Raw genomic sequence first — 21971 nt, 5'->3', positions numbered from 1 at the left:
CGTTACTAAGTAACACCTATACAATTAATTTATATTTAGAGTAATTTCAAGTTTTATTACAAATTAATTTATTTAAACTTTAGCCGTAGAGTTTAGGACGCTTATCCTTATTTTGTTGCGATTTAATTAGTTTTTTAGCAGTCTTTCTTACATAATTAGGCTCAATGCCAATTTCTAAGCAGGTAGCGTTAAAATTTTCATTATTTTCAACAAGCCATTTTTTAGCGTTATATTCTGCTTTTGTTGCCTCTTTCTTGGTAGAAGTATTAGTTGCATCTATTATTGCCTGCATAATAATAGCACTTCTAAGAGCAATATCGGGTATAGGATTATAAAGTTTAATACGCTCAAAAGGAGTAGTTAGTTTAATGACATATGGTTTAGTCATATAAAACCTCTAATAATTATTAATAAAGTAAGATTTTATTAATATAAATGTAACTACTAGGTTTTTCTTTTTTAACAAAGGCCTTAAAAAGTATAATAATTTTCAAGGCTTCAACTAGTAGTGACTAATTTGGATTAATAGAGATATCTAGTAATTATAATATTAGGAATAAGCTAGATGTTAGGTTCTGTATATTTTTTGATAAAATACGATATTTTACTCTTGCAGAAATAGAAGAATTGTTATATACATTGTTATCTTTTACGTATACTCAAATGATTTCAAGAATTGAATTGTATTTTGAGAGGTGAGCACCCGCAGCCTATATTTAATAGATGAAGATGCAATCCTTGATAAAATGAAAGAGCAATTCTTAAAAGCAGAAGAGTATATAAGGGGGTGTAGCTCAGTTGGTTAGAGCATCTGCCTGTCACGCAGAAGGTCGCGGGTTCGAGTCCCGTCACTCTCGCCAACCCCTTTCAGGTTTCGGGATTTCCTATCGTTTTCTAAAAAATTCATATGCTCCTTTTATTCGCCTTTTGTTTTAATTGTTATATTAAACTCTTTTAAATTCCGAATTTTAAATATTATAAAAAACTAACTTTATATATTCCTTAAAGTAACCTCAACTCATTTGTTCGCACTTTTAGTTAAATTTCTATTGTATTCTTAAAACTTCTTATTATGATTCTATCTATAAGCTCATTTTTAACAAAATATTAAAATTTATAGAATTTAATAAGAAGATAATTATGTTTAGATGGTTTCAACCCTCAAATCAAGAATTAATAAGAACTATACAGAAAGAAAATACCGCAGAAGCACAAAAATTAATTGCCGCAATGGATATTACTGAATTAAGTAAAGTTAGGGATATTTATATTAGCATTAGCAGGACTATTTGCAGCATCCGTACCTATATTTTGAGTTACATTACCGTCACCTATCAAATTCAATGTACCGCCTACACCGCCGGTGCTAAGTACTACTCCATTTGCTCCTACGCTACCGGTTAGCGTAACCCCATCTGCTAAAGCTAAGATAGAGCCATCCTTATTTAAAGCTACGGGAACAAATACATTAGCTGAGAACGTAATGGGGGTTGTGCTCCGATATTTACGAGTTTTAAGTTGCTGCCGTTAGCTCCAATCGTACCGTTAACATTACCGCTTTGTATTGTCAGTGTGCCTTAGTTATTTCCTTGGTTATTTGCAGAGGTCGTAACTGAACTGGTCACACCATTTACTATTAACTCACCATCTGCTCTAAATAATATGTTACCACCCGCTCCTAGATCTAAAGCTTGGTTAAATGTTACCTGCTATTCATACTAAGTAACTGCGTAAATACCGTATTATCGACTACAACATCACCTGCTCAGTCTACTATGAAATTCTTAAGGCGATGGGTATTCTATAGTATAAGGTCCACCGTTATTTGCTATGGTTAGGTATTTTGTGATTGCTCCTATTCTCACTATTCCATATTCATCATTGCCAGATTTGTTTAAATTATTATTTTAGCAAATTTACATTCCCATTTGCTGCATCTATTGTATATGTCGTATTATCCGCTATTCTAATATCACCTATATCTCCGGCACTTGGATCATTGATTGTTAAATTAGCATTTATTTGTATTTTTGCTTGTATAGCGTTTAATAATGCAATATTGATTGTATCTTCGGTATTTATTATTAAAGTACCGCCGCTAGCATTACTATTATTAAAAGTAATACCTCCTACATCTAATAGACTGTTAACACTTATAGTTCCCGCAGCTAAAACACTATCTGCAAAAACAATACTATTTACCGTAGTATTACTTTGTAAATCAAGAATCTTACCATTACCTCCATTACACTGAAGTATATTGAAATTATTTATATTTCCGTTAAGTATAGCATTCCCTATAAAATTTCCGTTTACTCCTTTAGCACCATCTATATTACCCGTAACCGTTATGTCGTCATCTAAATTAAGTACGGACGTATTACTTTGTAAATTAATATTAGTAGCTTTTAATATTGTAGAATTAAGTGTTGCCGCCCCAAGTAAAACATTTACTGCGGCTAATGAGCCTATATTACCTATATCACCTGTTATTATGTTACTACTACCAAGATCATGAGCTAGATTTAGTATCCCTTGACCGTCAACGCCGGCAGTATTATTTATATTACCCGTTAACGTTGTTATATTACAGTCAAAAAGAGTAAGTATAGAGTTATTGTTAGTAAGATTTATATTTGCAGCATTAATTGTAATATTACCTGCTCCGGACATATAAATCTGTGCTTCCCCGTTTCCTACATTTATTCCGGTAAGAGAGTTAGTTAGACCTATGTGATTTGATATAGTACCCGTACCTACAAATGTTATTGTACCGTTATTGCCAGCTACCGTATTATCTATCTGAGTTGTAATATTTAAACCGTTATTAATTTGTCAAGTAGAATTCTTACCGGCGAAATCTATATTACTAAATGTTTGATTACCGACTCCGGTAGCAATTTAATAATAATGTTGACGTAACATTATTATTAATAAATTTAAGAGGAGTGAAATTAGGAGTAAGACCTACTGTTGCACTAAAAGCACCTATTGATACATTTTGACTTACCTCAACCCCACCAAAAGCAGGTAGTGCTATTAATTAATGTATTTATCCCGCCAATAACAGCATTTGTTTTATCTGCCGATATTTTAATTCCAAGCCCTTTGAATAAATATTGCCGTTATTAAATACTCCTCCTACAAGACCGACACCGGAACTCAAGCTTTACGCTACCGAGATTAGGAATTGTTGCTCCTGCAGTATTAGAGCTAGTGAATAATGTTCCGCATAATGATGCCGTTGCTAAAAATTTTCTTAAAATTTTTGATTCTTTCATTAATATTAATACATTTAATTAATACTTTGTAGCAACTTTTTTACAATAATAAAATAGAAGCAGATAGAGCTAGATTCAGAAAGCTTTATACAAGATGAATTGACGACTGAGCCTGCGGAACGTACAAAAAGTACGTGAGCAAAGGCGCATGTCAGAAAATTCACTTGTATCAAGCTTTCTGAACGACGCTGTACCAAAAAAATATTGTTACTTGGTAGTGTAGAAATTTAATTATGTATTTAGAATTAAGTTAAAGGAATTTCTCAATGAAAGTTGGAAAGCAGAAAGATAAACTAAGCTGTTTTGTCTTTTATTGTAGGCATGGATTTTACTACCTCAGATACACCGCTTTGAGTAGCTGCCGCAGTAGTAGCAGCATTACTGTGTCACACCCCCACGGGGTCCATAAAAACAATAAAAAATACTAATAATATTAGTATTTTTAACTGGATCCCATGGTCAAACCACGGGATGACAGAGGTGAAATTGATCCACGCAACAATATAGTCAATTCAGCCCAATTTAGTGACAGGCGTAAGGAAGAGAGTCTATAATAATAGGTGAGCTCAAGATAGTCAGGAATTAAGCAAGAAAAATCGCATTTTGATTGAAAAGTCAAAAAGAATTACTTTACTATAGCTTGCATTAATTTAATATATGATATTTTGACTATTAACAAATCTCTATTTATTTATCGGTGTTCCTACCAAAGCATGCTTAAGTACTTGATCAATATTTGATACAGATATAATTTCTAGGCTTTCTTTTATATTCGGCGGTATATCTTTCAAATCTTTGACATTTTCTTCAGGAATCAACACGGTTTTAATACCTCCCCTACTTGCAGCAAGTAACTTCTCTTTAAGACCACCTATAGGTAAAACATTGCCTCTTAAAGTAATTTCACCGGTCATTGCTACAGTACGATGTACGGGTATTTTAGTCATCAACGAAACAATAGTCGTAAACAAAGCACAGCCGGCAGACGGTCCATCTTTTGGAATAGCTCCGGCCGGTACGTGAATGTGAATATCAAAATCTTTATAATTGTCGTACTTTAATCCAAAATTTGTTGCTCTGCTTCTAAAACAACTATAGGCAGCCATTGCCGATTCTTTCATAACATCACCAAGTTTTCCGGTGGTCTTTATTTCACCTTTCCCTGGAAATGCTAAAGCCTCTATAGTTAAAAGCTCTCCGCCTACTTCAGTGTAAGCAAGTCCCGTAGTACTTCCTATTTGATCTTCTTTCTCGGCAAGCCCGAAATTATATTTCTTAGCTCCTAAAAATTCTTCAAGATGATTACTATCTATAGCGATATGCTTAACACTTTTATCTGCTAAAATCTGCTTTAATGCTTTTCTAGTTAATGCCCCTATCTCACGCTCTAAAGCTCTTACACCTGATTCCTTGGTATAATATCTAATTAAATCCAAAATTGCCGTCTCGGATATAGTAATTTCATCTTTTTTGATTTTATGCATTTTAAATTGTTTTGGAACTAAATAATTTCTGGCAATTTGGAGCTTTGTTTCCTCTACATAACCGGAAATATATATTTTTTCCATTCTATCACTTAAAGCTCTAGGTAAATCATGAGAGTTAGCAGTAGCAATAAATATTACATTTGATAGATCATATTCTACTTCTAGATAATGATCAACAAAGTGACTATTCTGCTCAGGGTCTAATACCTCAAGCAAAGCGGATGCCGGATCACCTCTAAAATCAGAACTCATTTTATCGATTTCATCAAGCAGCATTACAGGATTACTAGTCTTAACTTTCTTAAGTTGACCTAAAATTTTACCGGGCATTGATCCAAGGTAAGTTTTTCTATGCCCTCTGATTTCTGCTTCGTCTCTAACACCGCCGAGCGCAAGTTTAGTATATTTTCTGCCCATTCCTTCGGCAATAGATTTTACAAGTGAAGTTTTACCGACCCCTGGCGGACCTATTAAACATAATATAGGTCCTCTAATTTTACTTGAACGTTGTAATACCGCTAAATATTCTATAATTCGTTCTTTAACTTTTTCGAGTCCAAAATGGTCACGATTTAAAATTTTCTCTGCTTGGTTAATATCTATTTTGCTATTATCATACTTACCCCAAGGCAGGCTAAGCAATGTCTCAAGATAGTTACGCGTTACTCCCGACTCCGCTGACATTTGGTTCATAGTACGGAGTTTCTTAAGTTCAGCCTCAGCTTTTTCTTTTGCTTCTTTTGATAATTTTAAACTTTTAATTTTGTTCTCAATATCGGCAAGTTCTGATTTATCTTCATCAAGCTCTTTTTGAATAGCTTTCATTTGTTCGTGCAGATAATAATCACGCTGCGTTTTTTCGATTTGCTTTCGTACTCTTTTCTGCAATGCCTGCTCGGTTTCTGAATTTACTATATTGGAATTAAGCATACTAATAACCGTAGTGATACGCTTAAAAGGACTCGTTTCTTCTAATAAATGCTGCTTTGCCTCAAGTGAAGTTATCAAATGTGAGGCTAATATATTTATAATATCTATGAAATTAGTGCTATTACTTATTTCTTTATTGATAGTTTCAATAATTTCTGCATTAACTTTCTTATCATTAATCGCATATTTACTAAATAGTTGTACTGCATTATCAACGAGTGAACGCATGTTATTAACGTCAAATATTTCTTCATCTGGAATAATTTCGTAATTTGCTTCAAAAGCTTCCTCGCCTTTGATATTGCTTAGCTTTACTCTTGCTACTGCTTCTATTAAGATTTTTGCCGTATTATTAGGCAGCTTCACTATTTGGATAATCTTGGCAAGTATAGCTGTGTTATAAAGTTCGTGTGTACTAGGGTTTTCTTGATCAAATTTTTTCTGTAAAGTTACTAAAATATATTTACTATTATCTTCCTCGGAAATGGTAGTATGAGAGAGTGCTTGCAACGATTTTGGCCTACCCACAAAAATAGGCGCAATTACTCCCGGGAATACTACCATATCTCTCAGTGCCATTAACGGAAGGGATTTTTTATGCATCAATTAAAACCTTTTAAAATTTCTAATTATTAACTATATAATATAGTATCAACCTGATTTCAAGCTACCATTATTAATTATATTTATGAATTTATTACTACAACCTCCTCAAAATGTAGCAGCCGCACATAATAGAATAAAACAATATCTACATTTAACTCCAATCGTTCACTCTGAAAGCTTAAATGAGATGCTCGGTCATGAGATTTTTTTTAAGGTTGAATCATTACAAAAAACCGGTGCATTTAAAGTTAGAGGCGTGTTAAATCATTTATTAGAATTAAAAGAGCAAGGAAAATTACCTGATAAAATAGTCGGTTATAGTACGGGTAACCATGGAATCGGTCTTGCTTATGCGAGTAAATTATTCGGTATTAAAACAAGGATTTATTTACCGTTAAATACTTCAAAAGTAAAACAGCAAGCAGCTCTTTATTACGGCGGTGAAGTTATATATACATATACTCGACAAGAAGCGGAAGAAAAAGCAAAAGAAGATGAAAAGCAAGGATTTTACTATATGCATCCTTCCGATAGTGATTCTACAATAGCAGGAGCAGGCACGTTATGCTATGAAGCATTACAGCAGCTAGGTTTTAGTCCTGATGCTATTTTTGCCTCTTGCGGCGGCGGCGGTTTAATTTCCGGCGCATATCTTGCCAAGGAATTAATATCACCGACAAGCTTGTTAATAGGTTCAGAACCTTTAAATGCCAATGATGCTTATTTATCTGTTAAAGATAATAAAACATATAGATTTAACTATGCTCCGAATACTATTGCGGACGGTCTTAAAACCTTGAGTATATCAGCTCGTACATTTGAATATCTGAAAAAACTTGATGATTTTTATTTAGCAGAAGAATATGAAATATATTACTGGACGGCGTGGCTTACTCATTTACTTAAAGTAATATGCGAGCCGTCAAGTAGTATAAACATGGTTTCAGTGGTAAATTTTTTAAAAACACAATCCAAACCTCAAAAATTACTAGTACTAATCTCAGGCGGTAATATCGATCCTATTCTTTATAATGAATTATGGAAAGAGGAGTATTTAAGCATCTCACCTAAATCTTTATGTTCTGATGTCATTTCTGCGAAAGCAGCAATCTAGTAACCTTTAATGTCATACTGCAACTTGATCGCGGTATCTTAGGACTCAGCTGGTGATACAAGACCCCGTGGTCACGCCACGGGGTGACAATAAAAAATCTAGATTCCCGCTTTCGCGGGAATGACATAGAAGCAATGTAACAACGCCTCCTCACAATGATGCAGTTATATTAAAATTTAACCCTTTCTTCTTACTGCTTCTTGATTTTTAGTAGAAGGCTTAGGAGTGATGTGCGGAGGTTTTAAATTAGAACTTCTTAGTTTTATTGAATCTTCAAATATGGTTTTATCAAATGCTATTGGATTGATTTTTCTGAGTTCCGCTAAATTAAAATTATTAATTTGTTGCGGTTGAACTATAATAGGCTCACCCGTAACAGGAATTAAATTTTTAAATTCAGGATTAGTTGCTACTTTATCTTTATTTTCATTTAAAAATTTTGTTAGACCTGCAGTAATTTCAGGGTTTGTTAAAGCATTTGAAAAGATTTTATCATTAATTGTCTTCACTACATATCCATCACTCAGAGTAATATATTTATCTACAACTTTTCCTAATCTTTTTTCCAAATAGTTTCTACCTGTAAATATCTGCTTAAATTTTTCCCATAAAGAAGTACCTCTATCATTAATATCTTTTAATTCAGTGGCTATTTTAGTACTATTCTCAGTTAGATAAGTAGAATCTAACTTATTTAATTTCCTTATTATTTCAGGATTCTTTATGCCTGATGAGTGAGTAAGTATAATAATTTGTTCTAATTGCTTACTAATTTTATTATTTTTTTCTAATCTATTACTAATCTGCTGTACCGTATAAGTGGCTGCATTTTGTAATGCCTTAAATTCCACTTGAGATAATTGATTTACTCTTGGGATAAACTGCTTACTATTTTTATTAAATTTCTGGTTTTTATCTCCTTGCATAATAAATTTTTCATATTTCTCAAGTTTGTCTGGAGTGTTTTTAGGATCTTGTTTTAAGATTTCTATAGCTTGATCTTTTACAGCCTGTGCATATTGCTCTTTAGGTATAGACTTTCCGCTTACGGCTATTAATGCTTCTTTAGTTGCTCTTATAGGATTGGCCAAGATTTCTTCTTCATCTTCTATACCCATCAATGATAATGCATCAAAAGGTCCTCCTTGATTTAGAGGAAGTACAAAACCCTTAAGTGCTGCTTCAGCCCTTGCGACATCAAACTTTAGCTTATCTGCTAAACTAGGTATTAGTTTTATATCTTGTCCTAAATTGATATGCAAGTTATCTACTAATTTTTGTATATCTTTATTTTCTACAACTTCACTAATAATTTGACTGGCAAGTACTTCAAGCGTACTAGTGATATATTCTGCAGATTGTAAATATTGTTGAATAGGATCGGGAGTAACAATATTTTTATGCAAAGTATCTAATCTCCTATCTACGTTTTTTATATCAACTATTTTATCTTTTACTGCAGCCAATATCTCAGTCACTTCATCGTTTTTTTTAATAGTATCATCTATATTAGTTATAATCTCTGCCATATAATACTCATTACATTATTAAGTTATTTGATATAATGCACTAAATTATCAAACTTTTTAAAAATTCGCAACTATATTATCATATAAATCACTACTTACTATGCCCTGACTGTTGCCCACTCTCTCTACTTTTATTAAGGTTTTCAACATGAGATATAGGGGTTGATATAGAAGACTTATAGCCTTGGGGTATTGTTTTATTTTGCTTTACAATATTTGGTGCTTGTTTTTCTCTTTGTAGTTCTTCCGACAAATTTTTCATTTCTATATTCTATATGTAAACTATTACTTTTTTCAAAGTTAGCAAATGCTTTATCTATATTTTTTTGAGCATAATCCGTACCGGTAAAAACTGCTACTATTCTTTGCCATAGCTTAGGTTTGGTTACTCTTTGTAATTCTAATGCTATACTCTTCCCCCCCCATCCGTGTATTCCTTAAATATCCAGGATTTAACTCTGCTAATACTCTTTTAGTACCGTTAACAAGTACAGAATTGCTGCTCTCAAGTAATGGGGCAAAATTCTTGATAATTTCTTTACCTTGCTCTATCATTTTTTCAGACGGTAGTTTACTTATCGCTGGTAATAAAGTTTTAATTATATTAGGCTCATTTACTCCTAACTCATTAATAGACGATAAAGCTTTTGCTTCTTTTTCATAAGTAATTTTTAAAAATTCAGCTATCTTTAATGCTGCTTGTGTTAATGCTTCTACTTGTTGTGGATCATTAATTTGCTCTTGTTTATTAAGTTTAGGGGTAGTATTTTTAGTAAGAAATTTTCTGTAGTTACCTAATGTTGTTTCTGAAACATTTTCTTTAAGGTTATCTAATGTTTTATCTATTAATTTCTCTCTATATTGTTCTTTAGATATTTTTTGGTTAGCTAATTCTAACATAGCTTTTTCTAATGATTTATGAATGAAAATTAATTAAAACTTATAAAAAGAATTGTATTTTTTCATAGAAGAGGTCCTGATCGTAATTTCATCAGGGATTTCAGTTATGAACCTTGAAGGGTAAGAACGGACTATTTCATAAAATATTTTTCTGCTTTCAGCATGAGTAATGTAGAGGTCTTTTTTGGCTCTCGTAATACCAACATAAGCAATGCGGCGTTCTTCTTCTAAGCCTTTTTCGCCTTCTTCGTCTAGAGATCTTTGAGACGGAAATACCCCCTCTTCCCAGCCCGGTAAAAATACCACGTCAAACTCAAGCCCTTTAGCTGCGTGCAGGGTCATTATAGTAACAGAGCCACCGTAATTGGTTTCAAGCACTTCATTTTCCATAACTAAGCTTGAATGTTCGATAAAATCATGAACATCGTTAAATTCAGCAATAGCTCTAAGCATTTCGTTAATATTTTCGATTCTACCGAATGCTTCTTCGGTTTTTTCTTCTTGAAGCATTTCAAGATAACCGGAATCATCAAGTATTGCTTTAACTACGTTTATTGGAGCATCTATACTAAATCTTTCGTACCAATTATCGATTTTAGTAACCAAATCTTTTAGAGTTTCATATGATTTTGCTTTAATCTCACCTATTTCTAGCATTTCTTTAATGGCTGCGAAATTAGAAATATTTCGCTCAAGTGCATAGCCTCTAATTTTATTTAAGCTAGCTGCACCTATTGCCCTTTTCGGCACATTTATAATACGCTCAAGTGCTAAATTGTCATTTTGATTCAAAGATATACGGATATAAGCAAGTACGTCTCTTATTTCCATACGTTCATAGAACCGCAAACCACCTATAATTTTATAAGGCATAGCACTATTTATAAACGCTTCCTCAAAACTTCTTGTTTGAAATCCGGCTCGTACTAATATTGCAATATTGCCGGCATTATACCGGTTTTCTCGCACTAACTTATCTATTTCACCGGCTATATATCTTGCTTCTTCTTTATCACTCCAACAAGAGATAATTTTTATCTTTTCACCGTTTTCCCTATCCGTCCATAACGTTTTACCGTGACGGTTTTTATTATTATTGATAACATTGGAAGCAGCAGCAAGTATTGGCAAAGTTGATCTATAATTCTGCTCTAATTTAATAATTGTTGCACCTGCAAAATCTTTTTCAAAACGTAATATATTCCCGACTTCTGCTCCTCGCCAACCATAAATAGATTGATCATCATCCCCTACACAGCAAATATTTTTATATAAACTTGCGAGCATTCTTGCCCATAAATACTGGACAACGTTAGTGTCTTGATATTCATCAATTAAAATATATCGATATTTTTCTTGGTAATATCTTAGTATTTCAGAATTTTTAATAAAAAGCTCATTATTATAAAGTAGCAAATCTCCAAAATCTAAAACATTAGAAATAAGTAAATTTTTCTGATATTCTTCGTATACAAGTTTTGCAACCCTCTGCAGCGGTAAATTAGTATCTGATACTGATAGTTTAGTTGGTAATAATCCTTGATCTTTCCATCTAGAAATTATGATATGTATTAATTTAGGAGCATATTTTTTAGTATCAATATCTTTTAGCTTTACTATATCTTTCACTAGTTTCAATTGATCATCATGACTAATAATAGTAAATCTATTATTTAAACCAAGATTTAAATGCTCAATCTGGTCACGTAATATCCTAGCTGCCATTGAGTGGAAAGTGCCTATATTAAGACCATAGCAATTAATTAGACTATTAACTCTTTCAGCCATTTCTTTAGCAGCTTTATTAGTAAAAGTAACGGCTAGAATATTTTGAGGTGAGGCTAAATTTTGGTGAATAATATTAGCTATTCTTGAGGTAAGTACCTTTGTTTTACCTGTCCCTGCACCTGCAAGCAATAAAAGCGGTCCTTCAGTGTGAAGAACTGCTTTTTGCTGCTCTGGATTTAATGTATGTATGAAATCTTGATTTTGCATTTATTTTAAGGATGTTGTGCTATGGCTCTACTATGTCATTCCCGCTTTTGCGGGAATGACATTAAAGCATTAAAATATCACCTTATTCTTCTTAGATTTTTAATAATATACGAAATAGTAATTATCGGACTACAAATAATTATTTTAAATAACCTAAAATAAGAGCTTAAATTTCTATCTTCAATAAACCAATTATATAAATCATTTATAGGTTTAATCTCAGCAGGAATAATATATTGATCTTTAAATAATGCTTTTAAAACTCTTTTTGCCTGTTTTGCTTCTACTTTACGCTCTATTGTTAAGCTTTGATTATGTACTCGGTAGAAATATAAAGATTCCGGTATATGAGCAAATTTCGTAACAAGCCCAAACCTTAGCCAATATTCATAATCATCCACTAACTGCATATTTTCATTATATCCACCTACTTGCCTTGCTAAATCGGCTCTATATAAGAAACATGCACCGACGCAATCTCTAATCGGTAAAAACTCAGGAGGTTCTTGATAAAGTCTTATTCCTACTTTACCGTGGTCATCGATCAAAGTATAATCAGTATATACAAGCCCTATCTCAGGTGAATTATCAAGTATCTTAACCATTTTTTCTAAAGCATTTTCATGGAAAAGATTATCATCTGAAGTCCAAGTAAAATACTCCCCCTTGGCCTCTTTAAAAGCAATATTAAGACTTGCCGGTAATCTTTTATTGGTCTCATTTACTATTACCTTAATACGTGAATCCTGCTCTGCATATGTCCTAGCTACTATAACGCTATTATCTTTTGAGCAATCATCAATAATAATAAGCTCAAAGTCTTTAAAGCTTTGATTAAGGCAACTCTCAATAGCAAAAGGTAATAGCTTCTTTCTATTATAAACCGGTAAAACTATTGAGATTTTTGGAAGATTACTATACATGTCCTCCTAACATATCAAGAGTATTTAAACTATTAATTATATTTAAGTTCTGATTCTTCAGCTTTACATCCATCTTCAAGGATTAATAATATATTGCTTAAAGCATTATTAAGCATTTTGGGTATTATAGTATTTTGCTCTTCAAACCTTTTTTAATTAGTTGCATCAAAGGATCAACATATTCAATTGTTAACGATTCTTTATATTGAGCTAATAGCTCGGCAAGACAATCAGATACTGCCCATAACAAAAGATCAGCTCCTTCATTATCTATTAAATCAAATACTTCATAAATTTTTTCAATTTGTACTTCAAGATTATCTACAAGCACTAGCATAATTTTTACTATTTAGATTATTATATTTTCTATGTCATTCCCGCGAAAGCGGGAATCCAGAAAAAATAATCTTAATACTGCTACAAAGAATTATATTCTTTACTAGATTCCTGCTTTCGCAGGAATGACATAAAAGGAACCATGCGGGCATGCTTAATTCTGTAAATTTATATATTTCGTATTTAGATATTCAAATATCCCTTCAAATGAGCCTTCAACTCCAAAACCTGAAGCTTTACGTCCTGCAAAAGGTGCTTTTGCATTTGCAGGTAACGGGTCGTTAATCGATACCATACCAAAATCAAGCTTAGACGCTATCATTTGTGCCACGGATATATTATTTGAATATACATATCCTTGCAAGCCGTATTCGGTATTATTTGCATGTTCTATTACTTCATCCAAATCTTTAAATTTATAACAAGCAACTACCGGACCGAATATTTCTATTCTAAAGATATCCATATTATCCAAACAGTCAATAATAATAGTAGGCTCAATAAAATTATCAACAGTTTTACCACCGCAAATTAATTTAGCTCCTTTACTTTGTGCATCAGCGAGTAACTTTTGTATTTTTTCTATGGCAGCAGAATTAATTAACGGACCTATATCTGATTCCTTATCAAATCCGTCACCGGCTTTAAGCTTAGTAAATTTAGCCTTTAGAATTTCTATAAATTTTTCATATATAGATTCTTCTATAAATATTCTGTTAGGTGAAGTACAAGACTGTCCACTATTTCTAGTTTTAGCGATTACTAAATCACTTACTACTTTCTCTAAATTATTATCTGCCGTTATAATGAAAGGAGCATTGCCGCCAAGTTCCAAAGATAAACGTTTTAGAGTATTTGCGGCATTTTGATATAGAATTTTACCGACATTTGTAGCGCCGGTAAATGATAATTTCCGAAGCCTAAAATCTTCACAAAAAGCCTTACCTATAATATCTGAACTACCTGTAATTACATTAAATACTCCGGCAGGCAAACCGGCATCGCTTGCAAATTTCGCAAGTACTAAAGCTGATAGAGGAGTAAGACTTGACGGTTTTAATATAACGCTGCAACCCGCAGCTATTGCAGGTACTACCTTGCGAGTAATCATTGCATTGGGAAAATTCCAAGGAGTTATAGCAGCAGACGGTCCTACAGGCTCATATTGCGTAACAATTTTATGAGTGTTACTATTACCAGGTTTGATAGTCGAATGAATATTATGTATAGCATATGTATACCAATCAATAAAAGAGGCTCCATATAAAATTTCTTTTTTTGATTCAGCAAGTACTTTACCCTGCTCTAGGGTTAATATATAACTTAACTCCTCAATATTTTCGATTACTAAATTATACCATCTTCTAAGAATTGCTATTCTCGCTTCAAATGAACTTTGTGACCATAAAGAAAAACTAGTCACTGTATTATTAATCGCTGAATTAATCTCAGATAATCCTAAATTCGGAACTGTAGCAATTTCTTTTAAGGTCGCAGGATTAATAACGGATATTTGCTTCCCGAACTCTATAAATTCACCGTTTATATAATTCTTTCCCGTAATATTTTTAAGTAAGTTCATATATTTTTACCTGCGTGGATACTAAAATCGTCATTGCGAGCGAACATTGGCGTTGTTGCATGGCTCGAGAAAAGTGTTATAAACTTATCTTAAAATTATACGGCAATACTAGCAAGAAAAATATTTATAATGAATTATTTATACCAAAATCTTCACCACCCATTTGACTTTCTAATACATCATAAGAAATATTTGCCAAATTAGCATGTTTTATAATATTAATGATATCTTCAGGAGCTATTGCGCTTAATATAAGATTCAATATTTCTTGAGGAAATTTATATCCAATGTCAGATAATATAGCAGAGTTTTCTATTATAATAAAGTCATACACCTATCTTGTTTAAGTCTTCTAGAATATTTTCTCACAATAAATTTGATACTTTATCTACCTTTATAGCCTCAGCTATTTTAACCCATAACTCAGAGGGACTTATTTCTTCTTTGCCAAAAGCTATTAAATTCTTGAATGGCTCTAAATAATTACCTTTAACTCCTTTAATATTTCCCCATGCATACTCAATAACCTCAGATGAAATATCAGAGTAATATTTTTTCTTAGGATTTATTCATTGTGACTCTAAAGAGATCACAGCTGAGAGAAATACTTTTTCTAAGTTATTAAATAACCGCCTTTATTAAGATTTATACTTGCTAACAGCCAACCATTTGAGTCATCTCCATTAAAAATCCAATTCTGATGTAACATATTGAGTCCAAAGTCAAATTTTTAAATATATTAGTAGTCGTAGGCTTATCGGTAGCTAACCTAATATCAGGAGCCTTTATCACTTGATCATATCTAACTCCGGTTATTTCTAGCTCTGTAAATTTTTCACTTTGGCTATTTGGATAAAAATGATTTAAGTAAAATTTTATTGCAGAATATATTAAAAATTTTTTTGAAAATGCGGCTTCTGCTAGCTCTATTTCTAAATTAGCATGTTTCAATGCTTCTAAATTTTGTATGTTAAAACTACCTCATCCAACTAAAAATTTCATAAGTAATGGATATGTATCAATATTTTGTTTTTGTGGTGGTATATTTGTTCCAAGTCATTATACATTATATATTTGTACCTAATTAAATTAATACACAATGACTATAATAAGTGTCTTACTAAATGCAACAATTTTTTATTAACTTATATGTTAATTTACAGCTAAAAAATCTAAATTATTTATTTAGAAATTTTTCAGCCTCAAGAGCCGCCATACAGCCTGTTCCTGCAGCAGTTACTGCTTGTCTATAAATTTTATCCTGAACGTCACCAGCAGCAAAAACACCTTCTACACTAGTTCTAGTAGTACCTGACTTCGTGATGATATAATTATCGTCATCCATTACAATTTGTCCGGTAAATAGCCCCGTATTCGGTGCATGCCCAATAGCTATAAATACACCACTACAATTCAATAAACTAATCTCTTTGGTGTGAACATTTTGAATTTTAACTCCAGTAACGGATTTTGGTTTATTGCTACCTACAATCTCATCTACTACATGATCCCAAATTACTGATATTTTAGAATTTTTAAATAATCGATCCTGTAATATTTTCTCAGCTCTAAAACTATCTCTTCTATGCACTATAGTGACTTTGTTAGCATGATTGGTTAAGTATAAAGCTTCTTCTACTGCACTATTTCCTCCCCCTACTACAACTATTTCTTGATTCTTAAAAAAGAAACCATCGCAAGTAGCACATGCCGAAACACCAAAACCACGAAATTTCTGCTCTGAAGCTATACCAAGCCATTTTGCTTCCGCACCGGTACAAATGATTATGCTCTCCGCGTCATATTCATTTCCTGCTCCTGTAAATACTTTAAAAGGTCTTTTTGATAAATCCACCTTTTCTACGTAATCACTAACAATTTCCGTACCGACATTTTTAGCCTGCATATACATCTGCTCCATAAGCCAAGGTCCTTGCACCGTTTCCGCAAATCCTGGATAGTTCTCAACATCGGTGGTAATTGTAAGCTGCCCGCCTGGCTGCATACCATTTATTAATATTGGTTTTAAAGCAGCTCTAGCTGTATAAATAGCGGCACTTAAGCCCGCAGGTCCTGAACCTATTATTAGTACTTTAGTAGTAATTTTCATAATTATTATTTATTAATTTAAATGATGCCTATGTCATTCATGCGAAAGCAGGAATCCAGAAAAACATATAAAAAACAGTTTTTTTATATGTTTATTGTATTAAATATGTAATTTTTGTACTAAGATTAAGGTTATTTTATTCCCGCTTCCGCGGGAATGACATCCTGAACGTTCGTACAATATACAAGGTCATACAATCTAAGACTTCTTTTCTAACCAAGATTTGACATAGTTAATTTCTTCAGGGTTCATTAGAGAAGGAGCATGACCGGCATATTTTATTTCATAAAGATCAAAAATTTTTGTTTCTTTCATCTTTTTAATAGTAGATTTTGTTAAAATTTGAGATTTCATCCCATGAATTACTAATATTCTACATTTTATTTTATTCCATACAGACCATAGTTTAATATCTTCCTGGTTACTAGCATTTTTCATTCCTTTTGTTATAGCAGGATCATAATTCATTTTATATTTTCCGCCGAATGTAGAAATTACACTATATTTTGTTAAATAATCCCAATCTTCTTCATCTTTAATACCGCTTTGTGCATAAATAAGTTTTAAATGTTCTTTTGCACTAGCCAAATCATCTAAGAGTATCGTTTTTTTAGCATAACCTCCAATTTTAATTAAAGGAGCAGCATCAATAAACGCCCCTATATCATTTAATATTAAGGCTTTAAAAATATTTTTATATTTACTGGCAAGTATCATACCTATAATACCGCCCATTGAAGTACCAAGCCAAATAGGATTTTTGATATTTAGCCTTTTTAAAAAAAATAACGTATCTTTAATATAAGTCGTATAGTTATAATGATTAGCTTTTTTAAAATTTTCGCTATCACTGCGACCGGGATAATTTATTGCAATTACTCTATAATTTTTACTCAACTCTTTAGCTATTTTATCAAAATCATGAGCATTTCTAGTTAAACCGTGAGCACATACTATTATATTTTTATTTTTAGGATCACCGAATTCCAAATAAGAAATTTTATGTTTCGGTATATATTGAAGAGGTAATAAATTAATATAGGGACCAATTTTTATTGAATTAATTTTCATATGAACCTATTAATACCAATTTAGAATAAATTGTAAAAAAATCATTGTCATCAATTGTCATCATGTTATTAATTTAAGTCACTTAAAAATATACTAACCATGGTCGGCATATATATAACTACAAAAAGCAAAGATAAAAACACAGTAGCTGCAACTTTTTCAGGGTAAAATTTCTGTAAATTCGCTATAACTATAGTATTTGCTGCGAGTGGTGCCGTAGAAAGTAGTTTTAGGGCATTATAGTAATCATTGTTATACCATTTTGTTACAAAATGATCAAACATGATAAATAACCCTACTCCCAAAGGATAGAATAGAAATTTAGCAGCAAAAGTAGCAAGAGTAAATTTGATATCGACTTCAAATTTTTGTAGAGACGAAAGAGCAAGACCCACCATCACCATACCGAGTATCGAAAAAGAGCCTTTCATATTATATATAAAATCATCTAAAAAATCCGGTAAAGCAAAACCGCAAAAACTAAATAAACATCCCAAGAAAAAAGCGTTTAAAATCGGTAATTTTACTACTTTTAATATACTATCGGTGGTATTAGCAAAGCTCCTCATACAAATATAAAAGCCGACGGAACATTCATAAATATTCACTCCTATAACAGCCATCATGTAAATACTTAATGTATAATCATCAAAAAGTGCTGCAGCTATAGGCAACATAAAATACCCGCCATTGGCCGTACCTGCAGACAAAGCTATAATATTACGTGTATGATCCTGCCAAAATTTACCAAAAAAATAATAAGAAAAGAGCGATAAGAGTGTTGCAATTACAAATGTTACAACCGTAACGCTTAATGCCGCAAGTGTTAAGGTTGTACTAGCAGGTATCGTAAAAAATACTATAGGCGATATAAAATAGAATAGTAACGAAGAGATACTATCTCTTTCAACATTTGAATATTTACCTGCTAAAAATCCTATTACTACACTTAATAATACCGAAACGGTTTTAAAAAAAACTATACTAAAGATTATCATGTAATGAGCTAAAGATATAATTACTTATAATATATGAGGTTTTATTTTTTTCACTAAATTTTGTAAAGATTTTTACTGCATCAGACCAAAATAAATTTCTAATTGAAATTTTAAAAACTTTATGTGATTTAAGGTATCTAATTTAATATGAAATTTTCATATTTATTGGTATTGCTCGCGTGGAGTCATATGTCATTCCCGCGGAGGCATTGTTGCGTGGATACCTATGTCATTCCTGCTTTTGCAGGAATGACATAAGGAATAACACACGAAGCTACTTCGGAAATTATAGGCATATGTAAATTATATTTTTTTATCAAATCCAAAACTAATTTTAATGCTTCTCTTCCCTCTGCTAGCTCTTTATATTCCTGTAAAAATTTCTTTTTATCGCTACTAATTCCAAGTTCATAACCAAATTTTGTATTACGTGAACCTAACGAATAACAAGTAAGCACTAAATCGCCTACTACGCCCTCTAGTAAAATATCAGAATTTTTTTGCATACCACCTAACGCTTTCGACAAAATAGCAATTTCTTTTAAGGCAGCTACTATAAGCGTTGCTCTTGCATTTTCGCCCTGCTTTCTTGCTAAATCAATCCCGCTTTTAATAGCAAAAATATTTTTTAAAGCTCCTGCTACCTGTAATGTTACAATATCGCTTGACACATTAGTAGTAAAAATTTTTGAACTTAGGTTATAAGCTATTTTATTTGCTATATCTATATCTAAACTTGCAATACTTGCCGAAGCAGGTAAATTTTTAGCAAGTTCTTTTGCTAGATTCGGACCTACAAAAAACGCTGTAGGGTTATACGGTAATAGAGTTTTTAACCTATCTGAAAGTAATGCGGTAGGATTACGGGCAAAGCCTTTTGTTGCAATTAGAAGAGTATTGTCTTTAGAAATGCTGTGAGTTTTTAATAATTTTATTGAGTCATCAAAAGCGTAAGACGGCAATGCAATAATAATTAGTTCAAAATCCTTAATTATATCTAAGTTTGTAGTAGCCTGTAAATGAGCAGGTAATTTAATATCCCCTAAATATTTTACATTAGTTTTGTTATGTAAAATTTCCTTTGCTATTGCCTCATCACGTAAAAATAAAGTAACGTTATTACAGTTTTGTGCTGCTAAAGAAGCAAGGCTAGTACCGAAACTCCCTCCCCCATACACCGCAATATTTTTAAATTTGTTCATGTGCTTATTTTTTCTTTGTCACTTACAGGTTTGTAGGTATCGTTGCTTGGCTTGTTTATGTCATTCTCACGAAGGCGGGAATCCAGTAAAACCATATAAAAACAAGTTTTTATATGGTTTTTTTATCAAATATGTAACTTCTGTATCAATATTGAAGTTGTGTTTCTGGATTCCCGCTTCTGTGGGAATGACATTGAGCGAAATTGCACTACTCCACAGCTTTCTCAAGATTTACTATTATAACGGGTGACTTATTAATTTCTTGTTTTAAGGTTTTACGGATTGTTCCTTTTATTGCCTCGATTACTTGTTCATCCGACAATGCTTTTTTAGCCTGTTTATTTTGAATGGTAACAAGTTCTTTAATGTCGTTTTTAATGAGGTTAACTAATGCCATATCCTCTTTCGGATCAAGCAGCCCGGGCATAGACAGCATTGGGTTTGCAGCAAGTAGTCCTTTTTTATTAATGACTACTGATGCTACCACGATACCCGACTCACGCATACGTCTTCTAGCTTTGAAAATCGGAGATTCAACGGGCAGCAAATAATTACCGTCAACAGCTAAATAACCGTTTTCAACCTTTGAAATTACTTTTGCATTATTAGGTTCAAGCAGTACTACACTACCATTTTCAACCTCTACTACCTGTTTTATGCCGTTTTTCTTAGCAAGCTTAACATGTTCATGAATATGTACAGGCTCGCCGTGAACAGGTATACAAATATTCGGTCTAATTAGAGAATACATTTTTTGTAGCTCGTCAATCGATGGATGTCCTGAAACATGTACAAAATGGTCTCGCTCGGTAATAACTTCTACACCGGCTTTAACAAATATATTAAATAGCCTGAATATTTTCTTTTCATTACCCGGAATAATTTTTGAAGAAAAAATCATTGTATCCTTAGGAACAAGCTTTATAGACGGATGAGAATTACTAGCCAGTTTTGCGGTAGCAGCCATAGGCTCACCTTGACAACCGGTAGCAATTACTAATAATTCTTCTCTTCTAAATCTGCTAACATCACGTTCACTAATCAGAGGAGCAATATCTTTCAAATAGCCACTTTCCTGCGCAGCAAGCATCATACGGTGCAAACTTCTACCGGTTAAGACTACTTTTCTACCCGCAAGCCCTGCAGCATGAATTATTGTATCAAGCCGTGCTAAATTAGAGGCAAAGGTTGAAACTACTACCATTTGAGGACAACCGGCTATAATATCTACTAAACTTTTTCTAACATCCCCCTCAGAACCTGAGCTTCCTTTATTAAATACGTTAGTTGAATCACAAACAAGTGCAAGAACCCCTTCATCTCCGTAAGATTTTAAAAGCTCCTCATCGGCTTTTTTCCCAAGTATCGGATCGTTATCAAATTTCCAATCCCCCGTATGTAAAATATTACCTGCATCCGTACGGATCATAATTGCTTGCATTTCAGGAGCCGAGTGAGTCAGTGGCACCATCTCTAAGGAAAAAGGATCTAGATTTATTTTACTACCGGGTTTTACTTCATGAATTTTTATATTTTTAGCAAAATCATATTCATTTAAACGAATTTTTAGAAAATTTGCTGTAAAAGTAGTAATATAAATAGGACATTTAAGTCTATTCCATAAATATTGGACTCCACCTAAATGATCCTCGTGAGCATGAGTTAAAATCAGACCTACTATATCTTTTTTATATTTCTCGATAAAGCTGCTATCAGCAATTATCATATCAACACCGGGTAAATAATCATCGGCAAAACCGCTACCACAATCAATCATTAACCATTGACCTTGATAATGGTAAAGATTAAGATTCATACCTATTTCATTAGATCCGCCTAGCGGTACAAATAGCAGATCATTTTTATGATTTTTGATGTTGAATGATGACATAATTTAACTTAATATT

General features: G+C 32.5%; 19 protein-coding genes and 1 tRNA gene. 2 read left to right on the top strand and 18 right to left on the bottom strand.

Annotation, left to right across the window (positions count from 1 at the left end; genetic code table 11):
* Nucleotides 1-79: 79 nt before the first annotated feature.
* A complete protein-coding gene (locus tag RC_RS03185; RefSeq protein WP_010977262.1) occupies nt 80-388 on the bottom strand; it encodes a hypothetical protein in 309 nt (102 codons plus the stop codon).
* A 395-nt stretch (nt 389-783) separates the two neighbouring features.
* Here RC_RS03185 and RC_RS03180 point away from each other — a divergent pair.
* Nucleotides 784-860, top strand: a tRNA-Asp gene (locus RC_RS03180).
* Between the two features lie 1042 nt (nt 861-1902).
* Here RC_RS03180 and RC_RS09720 read toward each other — a convergent pair.
* The 3 genes from RC_RS09720 to lon all read right to left on the bottom strand — a co-directional run bounded on the left by RC_RS09720 (nt 1903) and on the right by lon (nt 6301).
* Nucleotides 1903-2673 carry a hypothetical protein gene (locus tag RC_RS09720; RefSeq protein ID WP_010977260.1) on the bottom strand — a complete coding sequence of 257 codons (771 nt, stop codon included), beginning with the start codon at nt 2671-2673 and terminating at the stop codon, nt 1903-1905.
* 455 nt (nt 2674-3128) lie between these two features.
* Complete coding sequence (locus tag RC_RS07530) at nt 3129-3281, bottom strand: hypothetical protein (RefSeq protein WP_010977259.1); 153 nt, start codon at nt 3279-3281, stop codon at nt 3129-3131.
* 683 nt (nt 3282-3964) lie between these two features.
* Complete coding sequence (gene lon, locus RC_RS03170; RefSeq protein WP_016830768.1) at nt 3965-6301, bottom strand: endopeptidase La; 2337 nt, start codon at nt 6299-6301, stop codon at nt 3965-3967.
* Between the two features lie 85 nt (nt 6302-6386).
* On the opposite strand from lon, the gene RC_RS03165 reads away from it, so the two are divergent.
* Nucleotides 6387-7418 carry a serine/threonine dehydratase gene (locus RC_RS03165; protein ID WP_010977257.1) on the top strand — a complete coding sequence of 344 codons (1032 nt, stop codon included), beginning with the start codon at nt 6387-6389 and terminating at the stop codon, nt 7416-7418.
* A gap of 176 nt (nt 7419-7594) precedes the next feature.
* On the opposite strand, the gene RC_RS03160 is transcribed toward RC_RS03165, so the two are convergent.
* The 14 genes from RC_RS03160 to RC_RS03100 form a co-directional block, all read right to left on the bottom strand.
* The gene (locus tag RC_RS03160) at nt 7595-8947 is read right to left on the bottom strand and encodes a hypothetical protein (protein WP_010977256.1); all 1353 of its coding nucleotides are present in this window, start codon (nt 8945-8947) and stop codon (nt 7595-7597) included.
* A 91-nt stretch (nt 8948-9038) separates the two neighbouring features.
* The gene (locus RC_RS08990; protein ID WP_010977255.1) at nt 9039-9209 is read right to left on the bottom strand and encodes a hypothetical protein; all 171 of its coding nucleotides are present in this window, start codon (nt 9207-9209) and stop codon (nt 9039-9041) included.
* 113 nt (nt 9210-9322) lie between these two features.
* Nucleotides 9323-9847, bottom strand: coding sequence for a hypothetical protein (locus RC_RS03155; RefSeq protein WP_010977254.1), 525 nt, complete (start codon nt 9845-9847; stop codon nt 9323-9325).
* Nucleotides 9848-9880: 33 nt separating this feature from the next.
* A complete protein-coding gene (pcrA, locus tag RC_RS03150; protein ID WP_010977253.1) occupies nt 9881-11842 on the bottom strand; it encodes a DNA helicase PcrA in 1962 nt (653 codons plus the stop codon).
* A 77-nt stretch (nt 11843-11919) separates the two neighbouring features.
* On the bottom strand, nt 11920-12765 hold the full coding sequence (locus RC_RS03145; protein WP_010977252.1) for a glycosyltransferase: 846 nt from the start codon (nt 12763-12765) through the stop codon (nt 11920-11922).
* 124 nt (nt 12766-12889) lie between these two features.
* Nucleotides 12890-13102 carry a hypothetical protein gene (locus tag RC_RS10260; protein ID WP_010977251.1) on the bottom strand — a complete coding sequence of 71 codons (213 nt, stop codon included), beginning with the start codon at nt 13100-13102 and terminating at the stop codon, nt 12890-12892.
* A 153-nt stretch (nt 13103-13255) separates the two neighbouring features.
* On the bottom strand, nt 13256-14683 hold the full coding sequence (locus tag RC_RS03135; protein ID WP_010977250.1) for an NAD-dependent succinate-semialdehyde dehydrogenase: 1428 nt from the start codon (nt 14681-14683) through the stop codon (nt 13256-13258).
* A gap of 124 nt (nt 14684-14807) precedes the next feature.
* Entirely contained in the window at nt 14808-14945 is a 138-nt protein-coding gene (locus RC_RS09430) for a hypothetical protein (RefSeq protein WP_157769116.1), read from the bottom strand.
* Nucleotides 14946-15337: 392 nt separating this feature from the next.
* A complete protein-coding gene (locus tag RC_RS03125; RefSeq protein ID WP_010977248.1) occupies nt 15338-15634 on the bottom strand; it encodes a hypothetical protein in 297 nt (98 codons plus the stop codon).
* A gap of 226 nt (nt 15635-15860) precedes the next feature.
* Nucleotides 15861-16793: a thioredoxin-disulfide reductase gene (gene trxB / locus RC_RS03120; RefSeq protein WP_004995725.1), complete on the bottom strand. Its 933-nt coding sequence runs from the start codon at nt 16791-16793 to the stop codon at nt 15861-15863.
* A gap of 198 nt (nt 16794-16991) precedes the next feature.
* Nucleotides 16992-17864 carry an alpha/beta fold hydrolase gene (locus tag RC_RS03115; RefSeq protein ID WP_010977247.1) on the bottom strand — a complete coding sequence of 291 codons (873 nt, stop codon included), beginning with the start codon at nt 17862-17864 and terminating at the stop codon, nt 16992-16994.
* 68 nt (nt 17865-17932) lie between these two features.
* Nucleotides 17933-18862 (bottom strand): AEC family transporter, encoded by a 930-nt coding sequence (locus RC_RS03110; RefSeq protein WP_010977246.1) that lies wholly within the window; start codon nt 18860-18862, stop codon nt 17933-17935.
* A gap of 224 nt (nt 18863-19086) precedes the next feature.
* Nucleotides 19087-20064 carry an NAD(P)H-dependent glycerol-3-phosphate dehydrogenase gene (locus RC_RS03105; RefSeq protein ID WP_010977245.1) on the bottom strand — a complete coding sequence of 326 codons (978 nt, stop codon included), beginning with the start codon at nt 20062-20064 and terminating at the stop codon, nt 19087-19089.
* Nucleotides 20065-20272: 208 nt separating this feature from the next.
* Nucleotides 20273-21955 carry a ribonuclease J gene (locus RC_RS03100; protein ID WP_010977243.1) on the bottom strand — a complete coding sequence of 561 codons (1683 nt, stop codon included), beginning with the start codon at nt 21953-21955 and terminating at the stop codon, nt 20273-20275.
* Nucleotides 21956-21971: the final 16 nt, after the last annotated feature.

The sequence above is a fragment of the Rickettsia conorii str. Malish 7 genome, assembly GCF_000007025.1.
In the GTDB taxonomy this organism is placed as follows: domain Bacteria; phylum Pseudomonadota; class Alphaproteobacteria; order Rickettsiales; family Rickettsiaceae; genus Rickettsia; species Rickettsia rickettsii.
The sequence above is the reverse complement of the archived record's forward strand: the minus strand, read 5'-3'. Positions and strand labels throughout refer to the sequence as shown.